The organism is Bifidobacterium crudilactis, assembly GCF_000738005.1.
Lineage (GTDB): Bacteria > Actinomycetota > Actinomycetes > Actinomycetales > Bifidobacteriaceae > Bombiscardovia > Bombiscardovia crudilactis.
Genome location: NZ_JHAL01000002.1, coordinates 735,794 through 755,246, shown reverse-complemented (window position 1 = coordinate 755,246; position 19,453 = coordinate 735,794). Strand labels below are relative to the sequence as shown.

General features: G+C 57.1%; 14 protein-coding genes and 1 tRNA gene. 14 read left to right on the top strand and 1 reads right to left on the bottom strand.

Annotated features, from left to right (window positions below; translation table 11 throughout):
• Positions 1-39: 39 nt before the first annotated feature.
• The 6 genes from DB51_RS05480 to DB51_RS10435 all read left to right on the top strand — a co-directional run bounded on the left by DB51_RS05480 (position 40) and on the right by DB51_RS10435 (position 6,642).
• Positions 40-621: an adenine phosphoribosyltransferase gene (locus DB51_RS05480; RefSeq protein ID WP_034252394.1), complete on the top strand. Its 582-nt coding sequence runs from the start codon at positions 40-42 to the stop codon at positions 619-621.
• 99 nt (positions 622-720) lie between these two features.
• Positions 721-1,968 (top strand): ADP-forming succinate--CoA ligase subunit beta, encoded by a 1,248-nt coding sequence (sucC, locus tag DB51_RS05475; RefSeq protein ID WP_084674577.1) that lies wholly within the window; start codon positions 721-723, stop codon positions 1,966-1,968.
• Positions 1,968-2,888: a succinate--CoA ligase subunit alpha gene (gene sucD, locus DB51_RS05470; RefSeq protein ID WP_034252391.1), complete on the top strand. Its 921-nt coding sequence runs from the start codon at positions 1,968-1,970 to the stop codon at positions 2,886-2,888. Before sucC ends, sucD begins: the two co-directional genes overlap by 1 nt.
• The gene (locus DB51_RS05465; protein ID WP_034252388.1) at positions 2,888-4,375 is read left to right on the top strand and encodes a cell division protein PerM; all 1,488 of its coding nucleotides are present in this window, start codon (positions 2,888-2,890) and stop codon (positions 4,373-4,375) included. Before sucD ends, DB51_RS05465 begins: the two co-directional genes overlap by 1 nt.
• Positions 4,375-5,982 carry a bifunctional phosphoribosylaminoimidazolecarboxamide formyltransferase/IMP cyclohydrolase gene (gene purH, locus DB51_RS05460; RefSeq protein ID WP_034252387.1) on the top strand — a complete coding sequence of 536 codons (1,608 nt, stop codon included), beginning with the start codon at positions 4,375-4,377 and terminating at the stop codon, positions 5,980-5,982. The genes DB51_RS05465 and purH overlap by 1 nt, the downstream gene beginning before the upstream one ends.
• A gap of 339 nt (positions 5,983-6,321) precedes the next feature.
• Entirely contained in the window at positions 6,322-6,642 is a 321-nt protein-coding gene (locus DB51_RS10435; protein ID WP_238548315.1) for a DUF3017 domain-containing protein, read from the top strand.
• Here the strand turns inward: DB51_RS10435 and DB51_RS05455 are convergent.
• Positions 6,559-7,575 (bottom strand): MIP/aquaporin family protein, encoded by a 1,017-nt coding sequence (locus tag DB51_RS05455; RefSeq protein ID WP_084674576.1) that lies wholly within the window; start codon positions 7,573-7,575, stop codon positions 6,559-6,561. The genes DB51_RS10435 and DB51_RS05455 overlap by 84 nt on opposite strands.
• A 146-nt stretch (positions 7,576-7,721) precedes the next feature.
• Here DB51_RS05455 and DB51_RS05450 point away from each other — a divergent pair, with 146 nt between their 5' ends.
• From DB51_RS05450 to DB51_RS05415, 8 genes are all read left to right on the top strand, one after another.
• Positions 7,722-8,495 (top strand): pseudouridine synthase, encoded by a 774-nt coding sequence (locus DB51_RS05450; RefSeq protein ID WP_034252385.1) that lies wholly within the window; start codon positions 7,722-7,724, stop codon positions 8,493-8,495.
• Positions 8,492-10,621, top strand: a complete 2,130-nt coding sequence (der, locus tag DB51_RS05445) for a bifunctional cytidylate kinase/GTPase Der (RefSeq protein ID WP_034252383.1) — start codon at positions 8,492-8,494, stop codon at positions 10,619-10,621. Before DB51_RS05450 ends, der begins: the two co-directional genes overlap by 4 nt.
• A 256-nt stretch (positions 10,622-10,877) precedes the next feature.
• Positions 10,878-12,104, top strand: coding sequence for a cobalamin-independent methionine synthase II family protein (locus DB51_RS05440; protein WP_034253902.1), 1,227 nt, complete (start codon positions 10,878-10,880; stop codon positions 12,102-12,104).
• 245 nt (positions 12,105-12,349) lie between these two features.
• Positions 12,350-12,423 (top strand) — tRNA-Pro (locus DB51_RS05435).
• Positions 12,424-12,834: 411 nt separating this feature from the next.
• Entirely contained in the window at positions 12,835-14,265 is a 1,431-nt protein-coding gene (locus DB51_RS05430) for a UTP--glucose-1-phosphate uridylyltransferase (protein ID WP_034252381.1), read from the top strand.
• Between the two features lie 150 nt (positions 14,266-14,415).
• Complete coding sequence (locus tag DB51_RS05425) at positions 14,416-16,353, top strand: helix-turn-helix transcriptional regulator (RefSeq protein WP_034252380.1); 1,938 nt, start codon at positions 14,416-14,418, stop codon at positions 16,351-16,353.
• Between the two features lie 12 nt (positions 16,354-16,365).
• Positions 16,366-16,683, top strand: a complete 318-nt coding sequence (locus tag DB51_RS05420; RefSeq protein ID WP_034252378.1) for a hypothetical protein — start codon at positions 16,366-16,368, stop codon at positions 16,681-16,683.
• 68 nt (positions 16,684-16,751) lie between these two features.
• On the top strand, positions 16,752-19,427 hold the full coding sequence (locus DB51_RS05415; protein ID WP_034253899.1) for a DEAD/DEAH box helicase: 2,676 nt from the start codon (positions 16,752-16,754) through the stop codon (positions 19,425-19,427).
• Positions 19,428-19,453: the final 26 nt, after the last annotated feature.

The window sequence follows — 19,453 nt, the reverse complement described above, 5'->3', positions numbered from 1 at the left end:
CACCACACCGTCATAACGACGACAACAAGGAAGTACCCTATGCCCAAGTCCGACATCAAGGCCGGCGACATTCCAACCCTGCAGACCGAAGAGATCGAATACATCATCTCCTTGTTCAGGAGTACCCCCGATTTTCCCAAGGAGGGGATACTCTTCCGGGATTTCATGCCGGTGCTCGCGGATGCTCGCGGATTATCGCTGTTGGTCAAGGCGATGATTGCAGCGTTGCCAGTGCCAGTCGAAGAAATCGACGCCATCGCCGGACTTGAGGCCAGAGGATTCCTGCTCGGCCCCGTTATCGCGAATGCCTTGGGGAAAGGGTTCATCGCGGTGCGCAAGGCAGGGAAACTTCCACCCAAGACCTTACGAGAGACGTACTCCCTCGAATACGGAACGGCATGTGTGGAAATCGAGGAAGATGCCTGCGCCAAGGGTGAACGGCTTTTGATCATGGACGATCTCATCGCCACCGGAGGCTCGGCGCATGCGGCCGCACGACTTATCGAGGCAACCGGAGCTACAGTTGTTGGGTACAGTTTTGTTATGGAGCTCGATGGGTTGCATGGTCGTGATGCTTTGGAGCATAGACCTGTGAGTTCGTTGTTCTCCATGCCGGCCTAGTTTCGTCTGGCAATGCAGGATGTACGGCGGTTCAGGTCGTAGACATAGGGGTTATAACGACCTAGGGCTAGTTGGAGCCTAGGGTTTTAAGGACACACCATGGATTTGTATGAGTACCAGGCTCGCGAGTTGCTTGAAGAGCAGGGGATCGCAACGCCGCGCGCTATATTTGCGCAGAATTCCCACGTGGTCGCTGCTGCGGCGGATGACATCGGGTATCCCTGCGTCATCAAGGCTCAGGTAAAAACCGGGCACCGTGGACAGGCCGGCGGAATCAAGCTCGCAACGTCGAGGGACGACGCGATTCTCACGTCTGAGCAGATACTGCCAATGAGCATCCACGGACACAAATGCAGTGGCGTTCTTGTTGCCGAAGCGAAGAACATCCTGCACGAATACTACGTCTCCATCTCAGTGGACCGTACCTCCCGAGATTTCGATGTTCTCGCCACTGCCAACGGGGGAACCGAGGTAGAGGCCATTGCCAAAGAGCATCCCGAAGCCGTGAAACGCCTTCATATAGGAGCTCTCGAGGATTTCGACATGCAAGCCGCCACGCAGATGGCCCAGAGCATAGGCTTCTACCATGCGGATGTCCATCAGGCGGCCGATATTCTTCTCAAGATGTGGCGAGCATTCAAGGATAACGACGCCACTCTGGTGGAAATCAATCCATTGGCGAAGATCGGTGATCCCGAGGACGAGAACTCCAAGACTCTGTGCGCGCTGGATGCCAAGATTTCGCTCGATGACAACGCCGCCTTCCGTCATGACGGATGGGAGAGGTTCAAGGACCCGATTCAGAGCGACCCTTATGAACAGCAGGCGCACGAACACGGCCTGCATTATGTGCATCTCAACGGTCAGGTAGGTGTCATCGGCAATGGTGCCGGCCTGGTCATGAGCTCGCTGGACGCCGTTTCCGGAGCCGGAGAGGAGCAGGGGACAGGCATCAAACCCGCCAACTTCTTGGACATAGGAGGTGGCGCCTCCGCTGAAGTCATGAGCCGAAGCCTCTCCATCGTACTTTCCGACCCTCAGGTGGCCTCGGTGCTCATCAACATCTATGGTGGCATCACTCGTTGCGATGTGGTCGCCGAAGGCATCCTTGCAGCCTTGCAAACACTCAATTCGGCGAAGGCCATCGTTATTCGCTTCGATGGCAACGGAGCCAAGGACGGTTTGGAGACGATTGCCGCGGCCCAGAACCCTCGCCTGCATGTTGCTCCGACGATGGAGGAGGCTGCCCAGCTCGCAGCTTCTTTGGCTTCGCAATTGAGCGGCGTCTCTCTGGGGAGTCTTCCCGAAGACGCGGCATCCATAGAGAACTCACAGGAGGGTCGCTGATGACCTTGTTCATCAATCCATCATCGAAGGTCATCGTCCAGGGGATGACGGGGCATCAGGGCATGACTCACACCGCACGAATGCTTGCCGCAGGAACGAATATCGTGGGTGGCGTCAATCCTCGTAAAGCCGGCACGTCCGTCTCGTTCCCGAAAACGGACGGTGATGTTCTGGACATACCCGTATACGCCAATTGTCAGGAAGCCAAAGACGCCACAGGGGCCGAAGCAAGCGTCATCTTCGTGCCTCCGCGCTTTGCCAAAGCTGCGATGGTCGAAGCGATAGAGGCACATATCGCGCTCATCGTGGTCATTACCGAAGGCATCCCCGTCTCCGACACCGCGTATTGCGTGGCCCTCGCCCAACGTGAGGGATGCAGAATCATCGGCCCCAATTGCCCGGGACTGGTCACCTTGCCGAATGCCGATGAAGAACGCGGCACGAATCTGGGTATTATCCCTGACGGCATCGTCACCTCTGGCCCTCTGGGGCTGGTATCGAAATCCGGCACGCTGACCTATCAGCTTATGGGCGAACTCTCGGATATCGGTTTCACTGCATGCCTGGGCGTCGGCGGAGACCCGATTGTGGGCACCACCCTACTTGAAGCGCTTCAGGCCTTCGAAGAGGACGACAACACCAAGGCATGCATTCTCATCGGAGAAATCGGAGGCGATGCCGAGCAAGAGGCCGCCACGTGGGCACACGAACATATGAGCAAGCCCATAGTCGCATACATCGCGGGTTTCACGGCTCCTGAAGGACGTCAGATGGGGCACGCCGGGGCCATCGTTTCCGGTGGCAAAGGAACCGCACAGGCCAAGCAGGACGCACTTGAGGCGGTAGGCATCCGCGTGGGCAAGACTCCCGGGCAGACTGCGGACATCATGCGCGAGGTATTGGCGGGTGCCGCTCAGTGATGAATGAACGCATCCAATCCTGCCTCAAAGGCGTATATGTAGCTCTCCTCGCAGTGCTGATATACGCCGTCGCACTCGGATGCTTCATCTCGTTGATGTTGTTGGTCATCTCGATGGAGGAGGGAGGGTCACTCTCCTCCATGTCAATCGCCCTGACCAGTGCAGTGGTGGTGCTTTCCCAGGGAATCGGATTCTCATCGGGTTCCTTCCTCATCAGTCTGATACCGTTGTCGCTCAGTGTGATGCTGGTGCTGCTCATTCGTGCTCTGGCTGTGAGAATCGGAGCGAGCTGGCCAGGTTTTTTCGCAGGAACATGCGTCTGGCTCGGGATATTCGCCGTCGTATTGCACGCATCCAGCTATAGATTGCTGCTTCCTCTCGGCATTGGTCTGCTTTGCGTATCAGGCGTGTTCGCCTTTGCTTACCTCTGGGCCTTGCTACCCAGGGATGAGTTCACGCGCCTGCAGTTTTACAAACTGCAGGCCCAGCTCCCGAAGGAGCTTGGGCACAGCATCTGGCTGGCTGTGCGCGTGTGGATCAGTCTTATGGTCGCGCTGCTGATTTGCGGCATCGCCACGGTTATCGTCTGGATATCGCTGAACGCCAGCACCATGGGAACCGTATTCCAATTGAATTCGATGGGCACCGGTTCGAGAATTGTCACGACCCTGGCCTCTTTGGCCTGGTTGCCGAATCTGTGTCTCTGGGCGATCTCCTGGCTTTCGGGTTCGGGCTTCTCGATAGGGAGCTCCTCGCACTTTTCTCTCTGGATAGGTCAGTCGACCGAGCTGCCTCCCGTTCCTGCCTTCGGTCTGCTTCCGTCGGCACTCGAAGGCGATACGCTCAGGCTTCTGTGCATGTCTGTTCCCGTGGTCATCGCATTCATGCTGGGGATGCTCGTGCTGCTCCATTCCAAAGCCTTCGACGTATGGCGAAACGCCAAGAAACATGAATCCTCGTTGCTCAGTGTCCATAACCTGAGAGTGTTCGGATACCCTCTGCTGTCTTTCTGCCTGGTATCCATTCTCATCGCACTCAGTTCGTCGGTGATTTTCTCACTCTCGAACGGGGCTTTGGGCTCGCATAATCTGGCACATGTCGGAGTGGACGTCCGGCAGACGAGCAGCACCCTGGTTCATGCGATTACGCTGGGCCTGGCCCTGTCCTGGGGCGTGATGGCGCTGCTCTACTGCGTGCGATTCGGATTCAGATGGCTGTTGAGGGAAATCAGCAATCGGGCCGACGTTTCCGATTCACTTACCACCTCAGACGAGGAATCGTCCGGAAACGACTCACAGCCGGAATCCGGCTACAAACCGACACCGGTTGATGACAACGACGTCATGAAACACCAGACTTCCGAGACCAGGGCCATGGCAAGGCGGGTTTCCGCCCGTGTGGTCAGCGGCACCTCGGAACCCCATAACGGGACTGAAGCGATCAATCCCTCCAACGACTCCCAACCACATCCCAAGGAGGACCAGTAATGCCAAACAGCACACGGCCTATCAACAGAGCACTCGTCTCCGTGTTCCACAAGGAAGGTATCGAAGCCCTGGCAGCGGCTTTCGTCAAGGCTGGCACACAGGTGGTTTCCACCGGTTCGACCGCCAAGGTGCTCAGCGCTCTGGGCGTTCAGGTCACTCCGGTCGAAGAGGTCACCGGTTTCCCTGAAAGCCTTGAAGGTCGGGTGAAGACCCTGGACCCCCATATTCATGCGGGGATTCTCGCAGACATGACGAATCCTGAACATGTCTCCCAATTGGAAACTCTAGGCATAGCGCCATTCGACCTGGTTGTGGTCAACCTCTATCCCTTTGCCGATACCGTCCGCTCAGGCGCCGCAGACGCCGACGTCATCGAGAAAATCGACATCGGCGGGCCATCCATGGTCAGGGGAGCGGCCAAGAACCATGCCTCCGTTGCGGTCATCACGGACCCGGAGGATTACGGCCTTGTGGCGCAACGTGTGGAAAACGGTGAGGGCTTCGACCTGGAGGAGCGACGCTGGCTTGCTGCGAAGGCATTCGCGCACACCGCGGCATACGATGCCACAATCGCACAGTGGACATCCTCTCACTGGTCCAGGCCTGATTCCCTGCTGTCCAAAGACTTGCCGGCACCGGCCTTCCCGACCGAATTGACACGCACATGGGACCTTTCCCACACACTGCGCTATGGTGAAAATCCTCATCAGCAGGCTGCACTGTATCTTGACCCTCTGAATCGCAGCGGCTTCGCCCATGCCGAACAGCTCGGCGGCAAGGCGATGAGCTACAACAATTTCGTTGACGCCGATGCGGCATGGCGCAGTGTCTGGGATTTCACCGGCACACCCGCAGTCGCGGTGGTCAAACATTCGAATCCATGCGGTCTGGCCATCGGTGCCGATGCGGCCGAGGCCCATCGCAAGGCCCATGCCTGCGATCCGATGAGCGCATACGGTGGCGTCATTGCGTCGAACAGCGAAGTCTCGTTGCAGATGGCTCAGCAGGTCAAGCCCATCTTCACCGAAGTCATCGTGGCCCCTTCCTACGAGGACGAGGCTTTGGCCTTGCTGCAGACAAAGAAGAACCTGCGCATTCTCCGTGTCGCCCATGCTCCGATCGCTCGCCCGCAGATGAGGCAAATCGACGGAGGCCTGTTGATACAGAGCCAGGACTCCATTGACGCGGATGGCGACAACCCCCAGAACTGGAAGCTTGTCGCAGGGGATGCCGCGGATGAAGGACAGCTGCAGGACCTGGTATTCGCATGGAAGGCCGTGCGCTCCGTGAAGTCGAACGCCATCCTCATCGCTCACGACGGCGCCACGGTGGGTATCGGCATGGGACAGGTGAACCGTGTGGATTCGAGTCATCTCGCCGTAACCAGGGCCAATACCCTCGCCGACGGCGCCAACAGGACTCAAGGTGCCGTGGCGGCATCCGATGCGTTCTTCCCCTTCCCCGACGGCATGGAGATTCTTGCTGATGCGGGTGTCAAGGCGGTTGTGCAGCCGGGTGGATCCATCAGGGACGAAGCCGTTTTCGCGGCTGCCGAACAAGCCGGGGTGACCATGTATGTGACCGGCGCTCGGCACTTCTTCCACTGAGGTCTCGAAGACCTTCCGGACGCCTTCAACCGGTTGGATTCGGTGTATATAGGGCCGAGGACGCAAAGAACAGCCGTTTGTGTAGGGATTATCAAGTAACAACGCCGTCGTGCAGTTTGGTATTGGCTGCATTCAGCCAATACCAAACTGCACGGAGTACCGGATACCGGAATAATCCCTACACAAACGGGGAGCGAGCTCTTTTCAACATCCGAGAACGTGTAAATGCACGAGTAAATGCATGATTACGATGTAAGCACCGCCGAAACACTGTCGGCTGAATGACTGTTGGGAACCAGGACGGTTCAATATCATCATTGACACAAAGGAGTCGTGGACATGGGCAGTCATGAATCCCGGAATTTGAGCGAGCACAAGAACTCACACCCTTTCGTATCCGAGAGTCACGAAGGCAATCCGGTATTTGAGTGGGCTGTCGGCGTCATTGTCGTTATCAGCGGTGTTGTAGCCTGGCTCGGATATCACATGGCTGCGACGGTTATCATCTCCGTCGCAGCCATGTTCTGTGCTGTGTTGCGCCTGATACTGCGCGAACGCAGCCCTTGGAAAGTGCGATCAGTCGCTTTCGATACCTTTATCGGAATCGCTCTTGGACTTGGACTTCTCATCACTTACTTCAGCATCCGCTTGCTCTTGTGACGTAAGAGGCTGCTCGGCTTCTTCGGAGTCTTTTTCCGATGAGTATTCCGGACTTTCGGAGCTGTACACCACCTCGTCGCTTTCCACGAAGTCAAGGTCCTCTTCCTGTGAATCTGATGCCGTGAGCTTCGAAGCGTATGACGCTCTGATCATATTCGTGATGATGATGACCAAGGCGACGATGGCGGCGGCCAGAATCGGGCATATCCAGAACACCCAGAGCTGCTGAAGAGGTTCCTGAGTCAGGCCCTTGTTCTGAGCGAAGATGGCGATACCCGTCGAACGCGCCGGGTTCAGTCCGGCTCCCGTGACTGGGAAGGTGATTGCAGCGCCGATGCCATAGGCGATGCCCGAATACAGGACGTGCTGCTTGTCCGCTTCCCCGTTTTGACGAAGGGTGCTGACGGCCGCACCGACGACGATAAGTCCTGCGATGATCTCCAGGATAATCGCCATCGTCACGCTGAAGGTGATGCTTGCTTGGGACAGCATGCTATTGGAAACCGAACCGGCCTCGAAACCATTCACCGCCGAGGTCAGCCACATCGAAGATGTCACGGTTTTGGAAACCGGCAGAAAATTGACGACGATGGCCGCCGAGGCCACCGCACCGAGAACCTGGGCGATGACATAGAAGATACCTTCAAGCCATGCGGTTTTGCCGGTGAACACGGCGGCGACCGTCACCGCAGGATTGAAATGCCCGCCGGAGACACGGCCGAAAAGCGCGCTTCCCGCGGCATAGGCGAGACCAGTCGCCACGGCAACAAAGAACACGTTGGCTCCGTAGAGTACCTGTCCCAGGGTGCCGACGACGAACAGCGCGAATGTCACCAGAAAAGTCCCGGCGAACTCCGCACCGACTCGTATCGGAGTTTCTGAGTTGAGCTGTGGTTTCTCCACGAGATTGCCGGAGTATTGATTACCTGTCATGTAAACGTTCCTTAATATACCTTTGTTCGGTTTAACCCGTAAACGATTGTCATAGTACCAGTCGAAGTTCATGCTGTACTATGAACGAGTCTATTGTTACCAGACAACATTTCATACAAGCTGTATACGGCCACGTTGGGAGAACGATGCCTCATTCATATTCCCGCGCCAATAAGGCGCATGAAGATTCAGCGAACGCCATCCGATTGCAGAAGGTCCTGGCCCAGGCGGGCTTCGGTTCTCGTCGAAAATGCGAACAGATCATCACCGAGGGTCGAGTGGAGGTCGATGGCGAGCTGGTCACCGAACTCGGTTCGCGTGTCGACCCGAGCAGCCAGAAGATTCGTGTCGACGGATCGAGAATCCATATCAACAACCGCCACATCACCTTGGCGCTGAACAAGCCGAAGAAGGTGCTTTCGACGATGGACGATCCCAAGGGTCGTTTCACTCTTCGGGACATCATCGGCGACAAGTATGAGCGCGTGTTTCATATGGGACGACTGGACTACGATTCCGAAGGTCTCATTCTCATGACCGACGACGGCGAACTGTCGCAGCACGTCATGCATCCTCGCTACGAGGTCTCCAAGACCTACATCGCCACCCTTGAGGGCAAGATCGGGGGAAACGTCTGTCGCCGCCTGGTCACTCAGGGAGTGCGTCTGGATGACGGTCAGATCACTCTGGACCATTGTGCGATCATCGATCAAAGCCGTGAACACACCATCGTCAAGGTCGTGCTGCATTCCGGCAAGAACCGCATTGTCCGCAGAATCTTCGGCGCGATCGGATTCCCCGTCACCCGTCTCGTCCGCACGCAGATCGGCCCCATCAAGCTTGGCGACGTGAAACCCGGTTCATTCAGGGTATTGTCGGCCACCGAGGTGAAATCACTCGAAAAGGAGGTCGGTCTATGATCACCGTTGCCATAGATGGCCCGGCAGGAGTGGGAAAATCAACGGTTTCCAAGGCCTTGGCGAAACACTTCGGTCTTGCTTATCTGGATACCGGCGCAATGTACCGTGCCTGCACCTGGTGGTGCCTCGACCAGGGCATAGACCTTGATTCAGTGTCGGTCGACGAGCAGCACATCACCGAGACCGTCGGTGACTTTTTCACTGAAGGGCACGCAGACTTCGGCGTGAACCCCGACAACCCAACGGTTCTTGCGGATGGCAAGGACATCACCGAGCAGATTCGCAGTCATGAGGTCTCCGCTCACGTATCGGCGGTTTCCGGCATCATTCCCGTACGCAATGTGCTGATTGCCGCTCAACAGGCGTACATCGCTGCCGAGTCCTCAAAGGATTCGTACTCCGGGGGAGAGGGCATCGTGGCCGAAGGTCGCGACATCACCACCGTCGTGGCTCCACAGGCCGACGTACGAGTGCTGCTGACAGCGCGAGAGGAGGTGCGCGCCGCCAGAAGAGCAGGGCAGTCCGCCCAAGGTGTGGGCCAGGATGACGTTCGTGCCCGAGACAAAGCGGATTCCAAAGTCACCAGCTTCTTGAGCGCGGCGGATGGCGTCACCACCGTCGACAACTCCGACATGAATGCCGAGCAGACGCTCGATGCCTTGATATCTCTGGTCGAAGATGCGATCGAGAAGAAGTCGTACGAGGAATATGCCGCGAACCTCAACGGGTACGAACTTGAGGACGACGACCGTGATTTGCTCGAGTCAGACGGCTCGGCCTCGGATGAAGACACCAGACGTTCGCGTCAGGTCGGCGTACTCGCCATAGTGGGCCGACCCAATGTCGGCAAATCGACATTGGTGAATCGCATCCTGGGCCGTCGAGCAGCCGTTGTCGAAGACACTCCCGGAGTCACCAGGGATCGTGTCGGATACGATGCGGAATGGGCGGGGCACGATTTCCGGCTCGTCGATACCGGCGGTTGGGAATCCGATGTCGAAGGCATCGAATCGGCGATTGCATCCCAAGCACAGGTCGCCGTCACGCTCGCTGATGCAGTGGTGCTGGTGGTCGACGGGCAGGTCGGTCTGACGGCAAGCGACGAACGCATCGTCAAGATGCTGAGGGCGTCAGGAAAGCCCATACTTCTCGCAGTGAACAAGGTCGACGACAGCAGTGGCGAATACATGGCCGCCGAATTCTGGAAGCTTGGGATGGGGGAGCCATACGCCATTTCTGCTATGCACGGTCGGGGCATCGGCGAGCTTCTGGATGCCGCCATCGCCGGTCTCGCCTCTGCGGAGGCGACTTCCGGGTATCTGACCCCAACTGGTTTGCGGCGAGTCGCTCTGGTGGGCAGACCCAATGTCGGCAAGTCGTCCTTGCTCAATCAACTGGCCCACGAGGAACGGGCGGTGGTCAACGAGTTGGCGGGAACCACGCGCGACCCTGTCGACGAGGTAATCGACATCGCCGGTGAGGACTGGCTTTTTGTGGATACAGCCGGTATCAAACGCCGCATGCACAAAGTTTCGGGCGCCGACTACTATTCGAGTCTCCGCACCCAGGCCGCCATCGAACGCTCCGAACTGGCCCTGGTGCTCTTCGACTCCTCTCAACCAATCTCCGACCAGGATCTGAAGGTTATGAGCCAGGCGGTAGACGCCGGTCGTGCAATCGTGCTCATCTTCAACAAATGGGATCTGCTCGATGATTTCGGACGTCAGCGTCTGGAACGTCTTTGGGAAACCGAATTCGAGCGAGTGACCTGGGCGCAGAGAGTGAACCTGTCGGCACTGACCGGATGGCATACCAACCGTCTGCTCTCCGCGATGGAAACCGCACTGGTGTCCTGGGACAAGAGAATACCGACCGGACGCCTCAACGCCTTCCTCGGGCAGATACAGGCTGCCCATCCGCATCCGCTCAGAGGCGGCAAGCAGCCACGCATTCTATTCGCCACCCAGGCTTCGAACAGGCCGCCGCGATTCGTCATCTTCGCCACCGGCTTCCTTGAGCATGGGTACCGGCGATTCATCGAACGGTCATTGCGCGAGGAATTCGGTTTCGAAGGCACTCCGATACAGATTTCCGTGAATATCCGCGAAAAGCGCAGGAAAAAGTAAACGTTTCGCGGACTCGTCAATCCCTCTCCTCGCACTCTCCAAGGTATTCGGAAGTCGCGAAGGGAGGGATACTCATAAGCTCAGTGCACGGTTCCGCATGCTGCAATACACAGGTCATGTGTCTGTCAGGATGTTTTCTGAGACAGGCTCGGTACTTCATTGCGGACACGGCGAAGAGCACGTCGAGTTCAATTCGCTGGGAGCACATCGTGGGCAACTCGACCTGCATACGGGCGAAAAGCCCTATCGTGGGAATATGCTACATAACGACAGTCACATTCTGGTATCTCACGCTGGCAGTCTTCCACGCAGCGAACAACTCATTGAGGCCAATGCCGCACGGCAATTCGCCAAAGACGGGTACACGCTGCAACGCAACGAAGCATTCGAGTCTTTGGAAAGCGCCGCAGTCGACGAGGTCGTGCGGCATCAGCGCGAAGTCGGCGTCGATATTCCCAACGACGGGGAATACGGCAAGGCGATGAGCTCGCCGGTCGACTACGGAGCCTGGTGGAATTACATCGCGCAACGTGTCGGAGGTCTGCGCATTGCCGATTCCGACCCCTTCGATGCGGCTCCTGTCAGGAGCACGCCCGGGCATCTGCGGTACACCACCTTCCTCGACAGGCGTGATTGGACTCGTTTCAGGGATGTCTACACAGATCCCAACGGCGCCATTCTGGTGGGGAAGACCGCAACCGCGTATCCCAGCGTTGTCGGGCCGATTACCTACATCGGGCAGGAGGCCGTTGCCGAAGATATTCGCAACCTCAAGGCAGCCTTGACCAGCGAAGGTGCCGGTACGGGTTTCATCACGGCCGTGTCCCCGGGCTCGGCGGCTCGTATGGGCAATGAATACTATGGCAGCGACGAGGAGCTCCTGTTCGCCTGGGCCGATGCGCTCCACGAAGAGTACAAGGCGATTACCGACGCCGGCTTGGAATTGCAGATTGATGACCCTTCGATAGCCGAAGGCTTCGATCAGATCAACCCGGAGCCGTCCATCGACGATTATCTCAACTTCATCCAACCGAGAATCGACGCGATGAATTATGCACTCAAAGACATTCCGGAGGAACAGGTGAGATTCCATGTCTGCTGGGGGAGCTGGCATGGTCCTCATACGACCGACATCCCCTTCGAAGCCATCATCGACAAGGTACTGCAGATCAATGCCGGTGGATACACCTTCGAAGCCGCCAACGTGCGCCACGAGCACGAGTGGCGTGTGTGGGAGGATCATAAGCTGCCGGAGGGCAAGGTCATCATCCCCGGCGTAGTGACCCATTCGACCAATGTCATCGAACACCCCCGACTGGTCGCCGACCGGATCGAACGATTTGCCAGCCTGGTCGGCAAGGAGAACGTCATCGCATCGACGGATTGCGGGCTCGGTGGGCGTGTTCATCCTCATATCGCCTGGGCCAAGCTCGACACGCTCGCCAAAGGCGCGGCATTGGCCTCCGAAGAGCTATGGGGCTGATTGCGGCTGTAGCTGAGATTCATCAAAGTGCCAACACGGCATATTCGAACTCGCGTCAGACGTTTGCATGCTTTCAGCGTCACTTCTTCCGAGCAGTGACCGAAGCCATGCATTCGCATCAGCGTGCGGTTGAATCACCAGGTCAAAGGACATCGCCTGTGTCTTGGTGATTCGACTGCACTGATGTGTTTTGGCAAAATCCAACCTTTGTGGTAGTTTATCTCCTTGGTGCTTCTCAGCACCGTCGGGCCATAGCGCAGCTTGGTAGCGCACTTGACTGGGGGTCAAGGGGTCGCGAGTTCAAATCTCGCTGGCCCGACAAACAGTGCGGTGCACTGTTTGTGGCAGTGCGAGATAATCGAGCGCACTCCGCAAAATACAGCACCGCAAAACGGTTCAACTTCTCAAACAATGCAGTGCATTATTTGTAGCAGTGCGCAATTTATCGAGCGCACTTCGCTAATCACAGCGCCGCGAAGCGGTTCAACTTCCCCGATCGGCGCAGACTATTTGCGCCAGTGCGCCATCCAGCGAACCTGAACGAGATAACTGCATCACAAGAACAGCAATATGCTTCTAATTCTTAGCGAGAACTATCCTCATGATGCAGATATCTGCGCACAATGAGTGAAATCGGCAGCCGATAGGGCGAATTCTCCAAAGGGATGAAATCTTCACCGGACCGGGAGCGGTTAGACTGGTGGATATTGTGTCTGGAAGGAGACCGACCATGAGCGATGCAGGTTTTGAGCAATCGGCAGCCAAGATGCGCGACAAAGGGCTCAGCGAAGTAGCCATATCGCAGTTCGAACGACTCTACAGCGCTTGGCGACAGGACGAATCCGGAGACGCGATCAGCGAGAAGAACATCAAAGCGCTCACGGACATTCCCTCCGTCAGAGACGTACACGAGAGCATAGATGCCGACAAGGCCCTCGAGGCTTTTTCCAAAACGGCATTTCTGAAGCTCAACGGAGGTCTCGGCACATCCATGGGTCTTGAAGGGGCCAAGTCCATGCTTCCCGTCCGCCGTCACAAGGCACGTCAGATGCGTTTCCTGGATATTATCCTCGGCCAGGTCCTTACCGCACGCAAACGGCTGGAAGTCCCGCTGCCCTTGACCTTCATGAATTCCTTCCGCACCTCAGCGGACACCAAGCGCGTGCTGAACAGAACCAAGGCCTTCGAACAGCACGACATCCCGGTCGAAATCATTCAGCACATCGAGCCCAAGATACTGGCCGACACCGGAGAACCCGTCGATTTCCCCGATAATCGTGACCTCGAATGGTGCCCGCCAGGACACGGCGATGTGTTCTCCACAATCCACGAATCCGGGTTGCTGGAAGCACTTGAGGAACAAGGCATCGAATACCTCTTCATCTCCAACTCCGACAATCTCGGTGCCCGCCCCTCCAGAACGATAGCCGGCCATTTCGCCGAATCGGGTTCCTCCTTCATGGTCGAAGTCGCAAAACGCACGAACGCCGACCGCAAGGGCGGGCATATCGTCGTGGACAAGCACAGCGGACAGCTGCTGCTTCGCGAGATGAGTCAGGTTCGTCCTGGAGACAAACGAGCGGCGACCAACATCAAGAAGCATCCGTACTTCAATACGAACAGCATCTGGGTGCGCGTCGACGCTCTGCAGGAGAAACTCGACGAATACGACGGAGTGCTGCCGCTTCCCGTCATCTGCAACGACAAGACCGTCGACCCGAGCGACCCTGATTCACCGGCGGTGATTCAGTTGGAAACGGCGATGGGTTCGGCTATCAACCTCTTCGATGACGCCACCTGCATCGAAGTGGACAGAATGCGCTTCCTTCCCGTTAAGACCACCGACGACCTGCTCATCATGCGTTCGGACAGATTCCATCTCACCGATTCTTTTGAAATGGAGGATGGCAATTACATCTTCCCCAATGTGGAGCTTGATGAACGCTATTACAAGAACATCAACGATTTCAATGAGCGCTTCCCGTACTCAGTACCGTCGCTCGCGGCCGCGAACTCGGTAACCATCAAGGGCGACTGGACTTTTGGACAGAATGTGTCCATGTTCGGGGATGCCGTGCTTGAAGACCTCGGTTATCCGTCATACGTTCCGAATGGCGAGTACGTAGGTCCGCAGGGGATTGAACCCGACGAGTGGCTGTGAACGTCATCCGTGATGATGGTTCCGCCACACAAGAAAATGGCTCATATATTAGAGGAATATGCAGTCAGAATGACAAAAAGCATCTATCATGGATAGAGTGCGTGGCTTCATGCATGGTCAATTCAGGATTTTAGTGATACGCGAGGACTAATGGCAGAGGGAACGAATGGTAGGCGACGGTTCTCCGACAAGTGGGGGAAACATGAATTGGATGTTCTTGCAGTGTTGTCCTCCGCTTTCCCCCAATGGCTTACCTCTCGTCAGATAGCTCAACGAGTCAAGGCATATGCCGACTCATATGGTGAGCTGGCGGATCAAGCCGCCAAGGCAGCTTTTGCGAAACAGTTCCAGCGCGACAGAGCGAAACTGGCCGCGATGGGCATTGCCATCGAATCGAGACAACCTGAGTACTCCTCCAAATCGGAGGGTCAGGATTTCGCATCCTACCGTCTGCAGCTCGGTGATGAACCACGGGTACGACTGCGCTTCGATCTCGATGACCTCCCCGTACTCGCCGCAGCGAACTACCTGGCACGTTCGATTTCCATGTCCCAGACGGCGGAACAACAGGTGCATCAGAGTTCACGGACCACACCGCGCGTCCCTCAGATACCGATTCCAGGATTAGGCCTGGATTCCATCGCCCCCGGACTGGGTACGCAAACCATTCCGGATGCCTTGCAACGCGTCATCGACTCACGACGTTTCGCAGCGACCGTGGATGTGGACGGCGAACACATCAACGTCGCCTATACGGATTCCGACGATTTGGCGATGTTCGTGCTCGAACACCCGGGTTCGACCATCATCAGTCCTCGCGAAGCGGCTGACGCCTTCCACCGAAGGCTTGTGGCGGCTACCGAATTCGCCGAGGCCTCCAATACGGAACTGAACGATGAGCCTCATGAGGTGTCGCTGTCCGAACGCGACCGCACCCCGGACCACGACGTTGCGGAGCTGGATGACAACCTCGCTCAGCGGGCCAATGCATCCTTCCAGACCGGCTCCGAGGTCGACAGAAGACTGCGCCTGATGCTGTTCCTTTCGGCGCACCTCGGGGAGGAATTCTCCCTGGCCGAACTCGCGGAACGCTTCGTCGGCAAAACCCGCAACGACGACGAGCTCAAACGCGCCGTCAACGTCATTCACAAGGACATCAACACCCTGACCACCGTGTCCGATGACGGCGAAATGGCCGGGAGTCAGTTCTTCGACATCGACTGGTCGCTGCTGGACACGGAGAACATCGTCTCGGCAACCAACTCACTCGGCTTGGAACGACTTGCCGGCGTGTCCCCGCAATACCTGAGTCTGATAACCGCTTCGGTCAGCTATCTGGCGCATTCGCCCCTGCTGCCCGACGAATCCCGTGCCCAGGCCGACTCGCTGTACAAACGCCTCAGGCAGCATGTGGAGCCGGGGGAGACCCCTTGGCTAAGCCTTACAGGCTACGAGTTGGAACCGACGAGTTTCACCGTGGTGAAGCGTGCCATCGACACTGCTTCGCTGTTGGATATGGAGTACACCGACGGCGCCGGAAGAACCCGCCGGAAGATCGTCGCCCCTGCGAAGATATACGTTGACGAAGGCGTGTACTATACCGCAGTCTGGACCGATGTCGGCGACGCAATCAGCGAAAGTCAGAGAACGGAACCCGACGTCAACGGCGTCAGGCCTCTTAATGGCAACGGAAAAAGCGACACGTCCTCGAATGCGTGGCAGATGCTCCGACTGGCCCGTATCGAGCATGCGGAGCTGCTCACGCCTTTGCACAAGGTGGAATTCCCCGATGCTCCGATTAGTGAATTGAGAAAATGGAGTTTTGACAACGGTACAGCTGCGATGTTCATCACCGACAAGCCCGATCTGCCCTTCACGAAATCGCTTCCCGATGCCAGAACCGAAGCACACGGAGAGGGAGAGAAGGTCCACCTGACCGTATCCTCGGATTCATGGTTCGTGGCATTCTGCATCTCGCACGCTCGTCATATCGTGGCTGTTGCACCGGGTACTCTCAGGACAATGATTCTCGCGCGAGCACGTCGGGAGCTGAGTCTTGAACAGGAAGTCACTCTAGTAGACGACTGAAAAGGAGACGTCATGCCTTGGTGGATATGGCTGGTCATCACGATCGGCATGTTCGTCGTGTTGGGCGTAGGTGCCTGGTACGTGGTCACCCATGCACTGCGGGCCATGGGAAAGGTCTCGCAACTCGGTTCGACGGTCAATGAGAAATTCGCTGCGTTGAATCAACCTTCCGCCGATGCCGAGAGCACTGAGCCCCCGTTGTTCACACGCGATCTGAGAGTGGCTTCTGAACGCTATGCCACCGCACACGCCAGAGTCGTGGAGCGCAAAGCCGACAGACGTCTGAAGCATATGCAACGTTGGGAGCAGTGGAAACATTTCAATGAGTAATCGCGATGTCAATTCCCCGAGACCACTACACGGCGGCCTCATCACATATTCAGGGAAGTCCGAACATCATGACTAAGCGACAGCGCAAATCCTCTCGAATCGGTGACGGCTCTGAGGTCAGCAAGGGGAACGAAACACCGGGCGAAGCGCACAATGAGACACTGAGCCCGGCCAGGCGCTTTGCCGAGGCTCGCAGAAGGCAGGAGCACAGCACCAGCGCAGCAGCACGGTTCATGCGAACTCTGCCCTTCGACCTCGATGATTTCCAACTGCAGGCGATGGACGCCCTTGAATCGGGAAGCAATGTCCTTGTGGCGGCTCCTACAGGTGCCGGCAAGACGGTTATCGCCGATTTCGCGGTGTTCCTAGCGCAGGAGCGCAACGTCAAGGCCTTCTACACCACTCCAATCAAGGCCCTGAGCAATCAGAAGTACCACGATCTCGTCTCTGTCTTCGGCGAGAGCAGGGTCGGGCTGCTCACCGGAGACACCTCCATCAATTCGGAGGCCGACATCGTCGTGATGACCACCGAGGTGTTGCGCAACATGCTCTACGAGCAGTCCTCGACGCTTCACGCCCTGCGGTACGTGGTGCTGGACGAGGTGCATTTCCTCGCTGACCGGTACCGCGGACCCGTATGGGAGGAAGTCATCATCCACCTTCCTCAGTCGGTGAGAATCATAGGGCTGTCGGCAACCGTGTCGAATGTCGAGGATTTCTCCTCGTGGATCGAATCCGTGCGTGGTGACACGACGCTGGTCGTTTCCGAACGTCGACCGGTGCCACTCGAACAGCACATCATGGTGCAGGCCAGCGACTCCGACGAACCTGAACTCTATGATCTTTACAGGCGCAAGGCTTCGAAGCAGCAGACGCTTAAGCTCAATCCCGAACTGGTCAATCGCTTGGAACAGCTCGACCACAGAGCACGCAGAAGTCACGAACGCGCGGACCACGGCAGAAGACAGTCACGGCATCCTCGTGTCGCGGGTCGGAATGAAGGGACGGACAGACATGTCCCGCGTCGCTGGGCAGTCGTCGATGAGCTTGATTATCTCGGTATGTTGCCAGGCATCTACTTCATCTTTTCACGCAATGGTTGCGACCAGGCTGTCGAACAGTGTTTGAGAGCAGGTCTGGAATTGACGACGGACGAGGAATCCAGAAGGATCAGAAGCATCGTCGACGACATGGTCGAAGGGCAGCTCAGCAGAGATGACTTGAAGACCTTGCATTTCAGCAACTTCAGATTCGCTCTGGAAGAAGGTTTCGCATCCCATCATGCCGGCATGGTAGCGTTGTTCCGTCATATTGTCGAACGCCTGTTCGAGGAAGGACTCATCAAGGTGGTCTTTGCCACTGAGACCCTTGCCCTGGGAATCAACATGCCCGCCAGATCCGTCGTCGTCGAAAAACTGGAAAAGTTCGATGGCACAGGGCATGTGGCTCTGACACCGGGGGAGTTCACCCAGCTGACCGGCCGCGCGGGCAGACGAGGCATCGACACCCTCGGTCATGCCATCGTCGTCGACCATCGTGGTTTCGTACCGTCAACGGCCGCATCCCTTTCCAGCAAACGTGTCTATCCGCTGCACTCAAGCTTCAAGCCGACCTTCAATATGGCCGTGAACCTGCTGAACACCAGCGACTACGAAAGTTCACGCATCACCTTGGACCACTCCTTCGCACAGTGGGAGGCCAACGAGTCCGCCTGGCAGCTCGAATCCCAGATGGACACGCTCAAACACGCCTTGCAAGGGTATGAGGAGGCATTCACCTGCGAGTACGGCGATTTCAAGGAATTCATGACCATTCGCATGCAGTTGGCCGACGCGCAGAAAGGGGAGAGGCGCGAACTCAAGCACCGCCCCTTCTCCTCCGAACAGGAACGCAGCCGAGCATTCAGCCGACTGGACCGCAGAATCGCCATGTTGAAAGAGCGGGAACGCGAACACCCATGCCGATCCTGCCCGGATTTGCAAGCTCATCTCAGGTGGGGGCATCGCTGGGCGAGAGAGGAACGCGAATACGAACGCATCTCCAATCGCTTCGAATCACGTACAGGTTCCGTCGCCCGCAGATTCGACCGTATCTGCGGAATCCTGGAGGAACTCGGCTATCTGACCCGAACAGTCGCCAATGCTCCGGATAGGAACGGCCCGACGGCAGGAGAAGCGACATCTCCTGCGAAAGCACCGACATCGGATTATGTGCTGACATCAAGAGGGCAATTGCTCAGACGAATCTACAGTGATCAGGACCTCGTGCTGTCACAGATACTGCTGAGCGGCATCCTTGATGAGCTGGACCCACAGGAACTGGCGTCCGTACTGTCATCCATGGTGTACGAGTCACGCCGTGGTGAAGGCGGTGCCCCACGAAGCTATCCAGGCGGTCCCGACGGCATCGTGATGCGCAGTGCCGAATCAATGAACCGTGTCTGGGGTCAGATCAACACCCTGTGTGAGGACAACGGCCTGGATGCCTCACAAGAACTGGATTTTGGAATGTGCGACATGATGTATGCATGGGCGGGGGGAGAGGAACTCTCCACAATCCTCAAGGACAGCGAGATGACCGGCGGCGATTTCGTGCGTAACGCGAAGCGTCTTGCCGACATACTCAGTCAGATCGCGCAGATCGGTTCATACCTTCCGGAATCCGGTGATGAGCTCGCCCATACGGCCGTCATCGCCTCCGATCTGGTCAACCGCGGCATCGTCGCATATTCAGGTGTGGACTGATTTGGCATCGACTGTCAGGAATATCG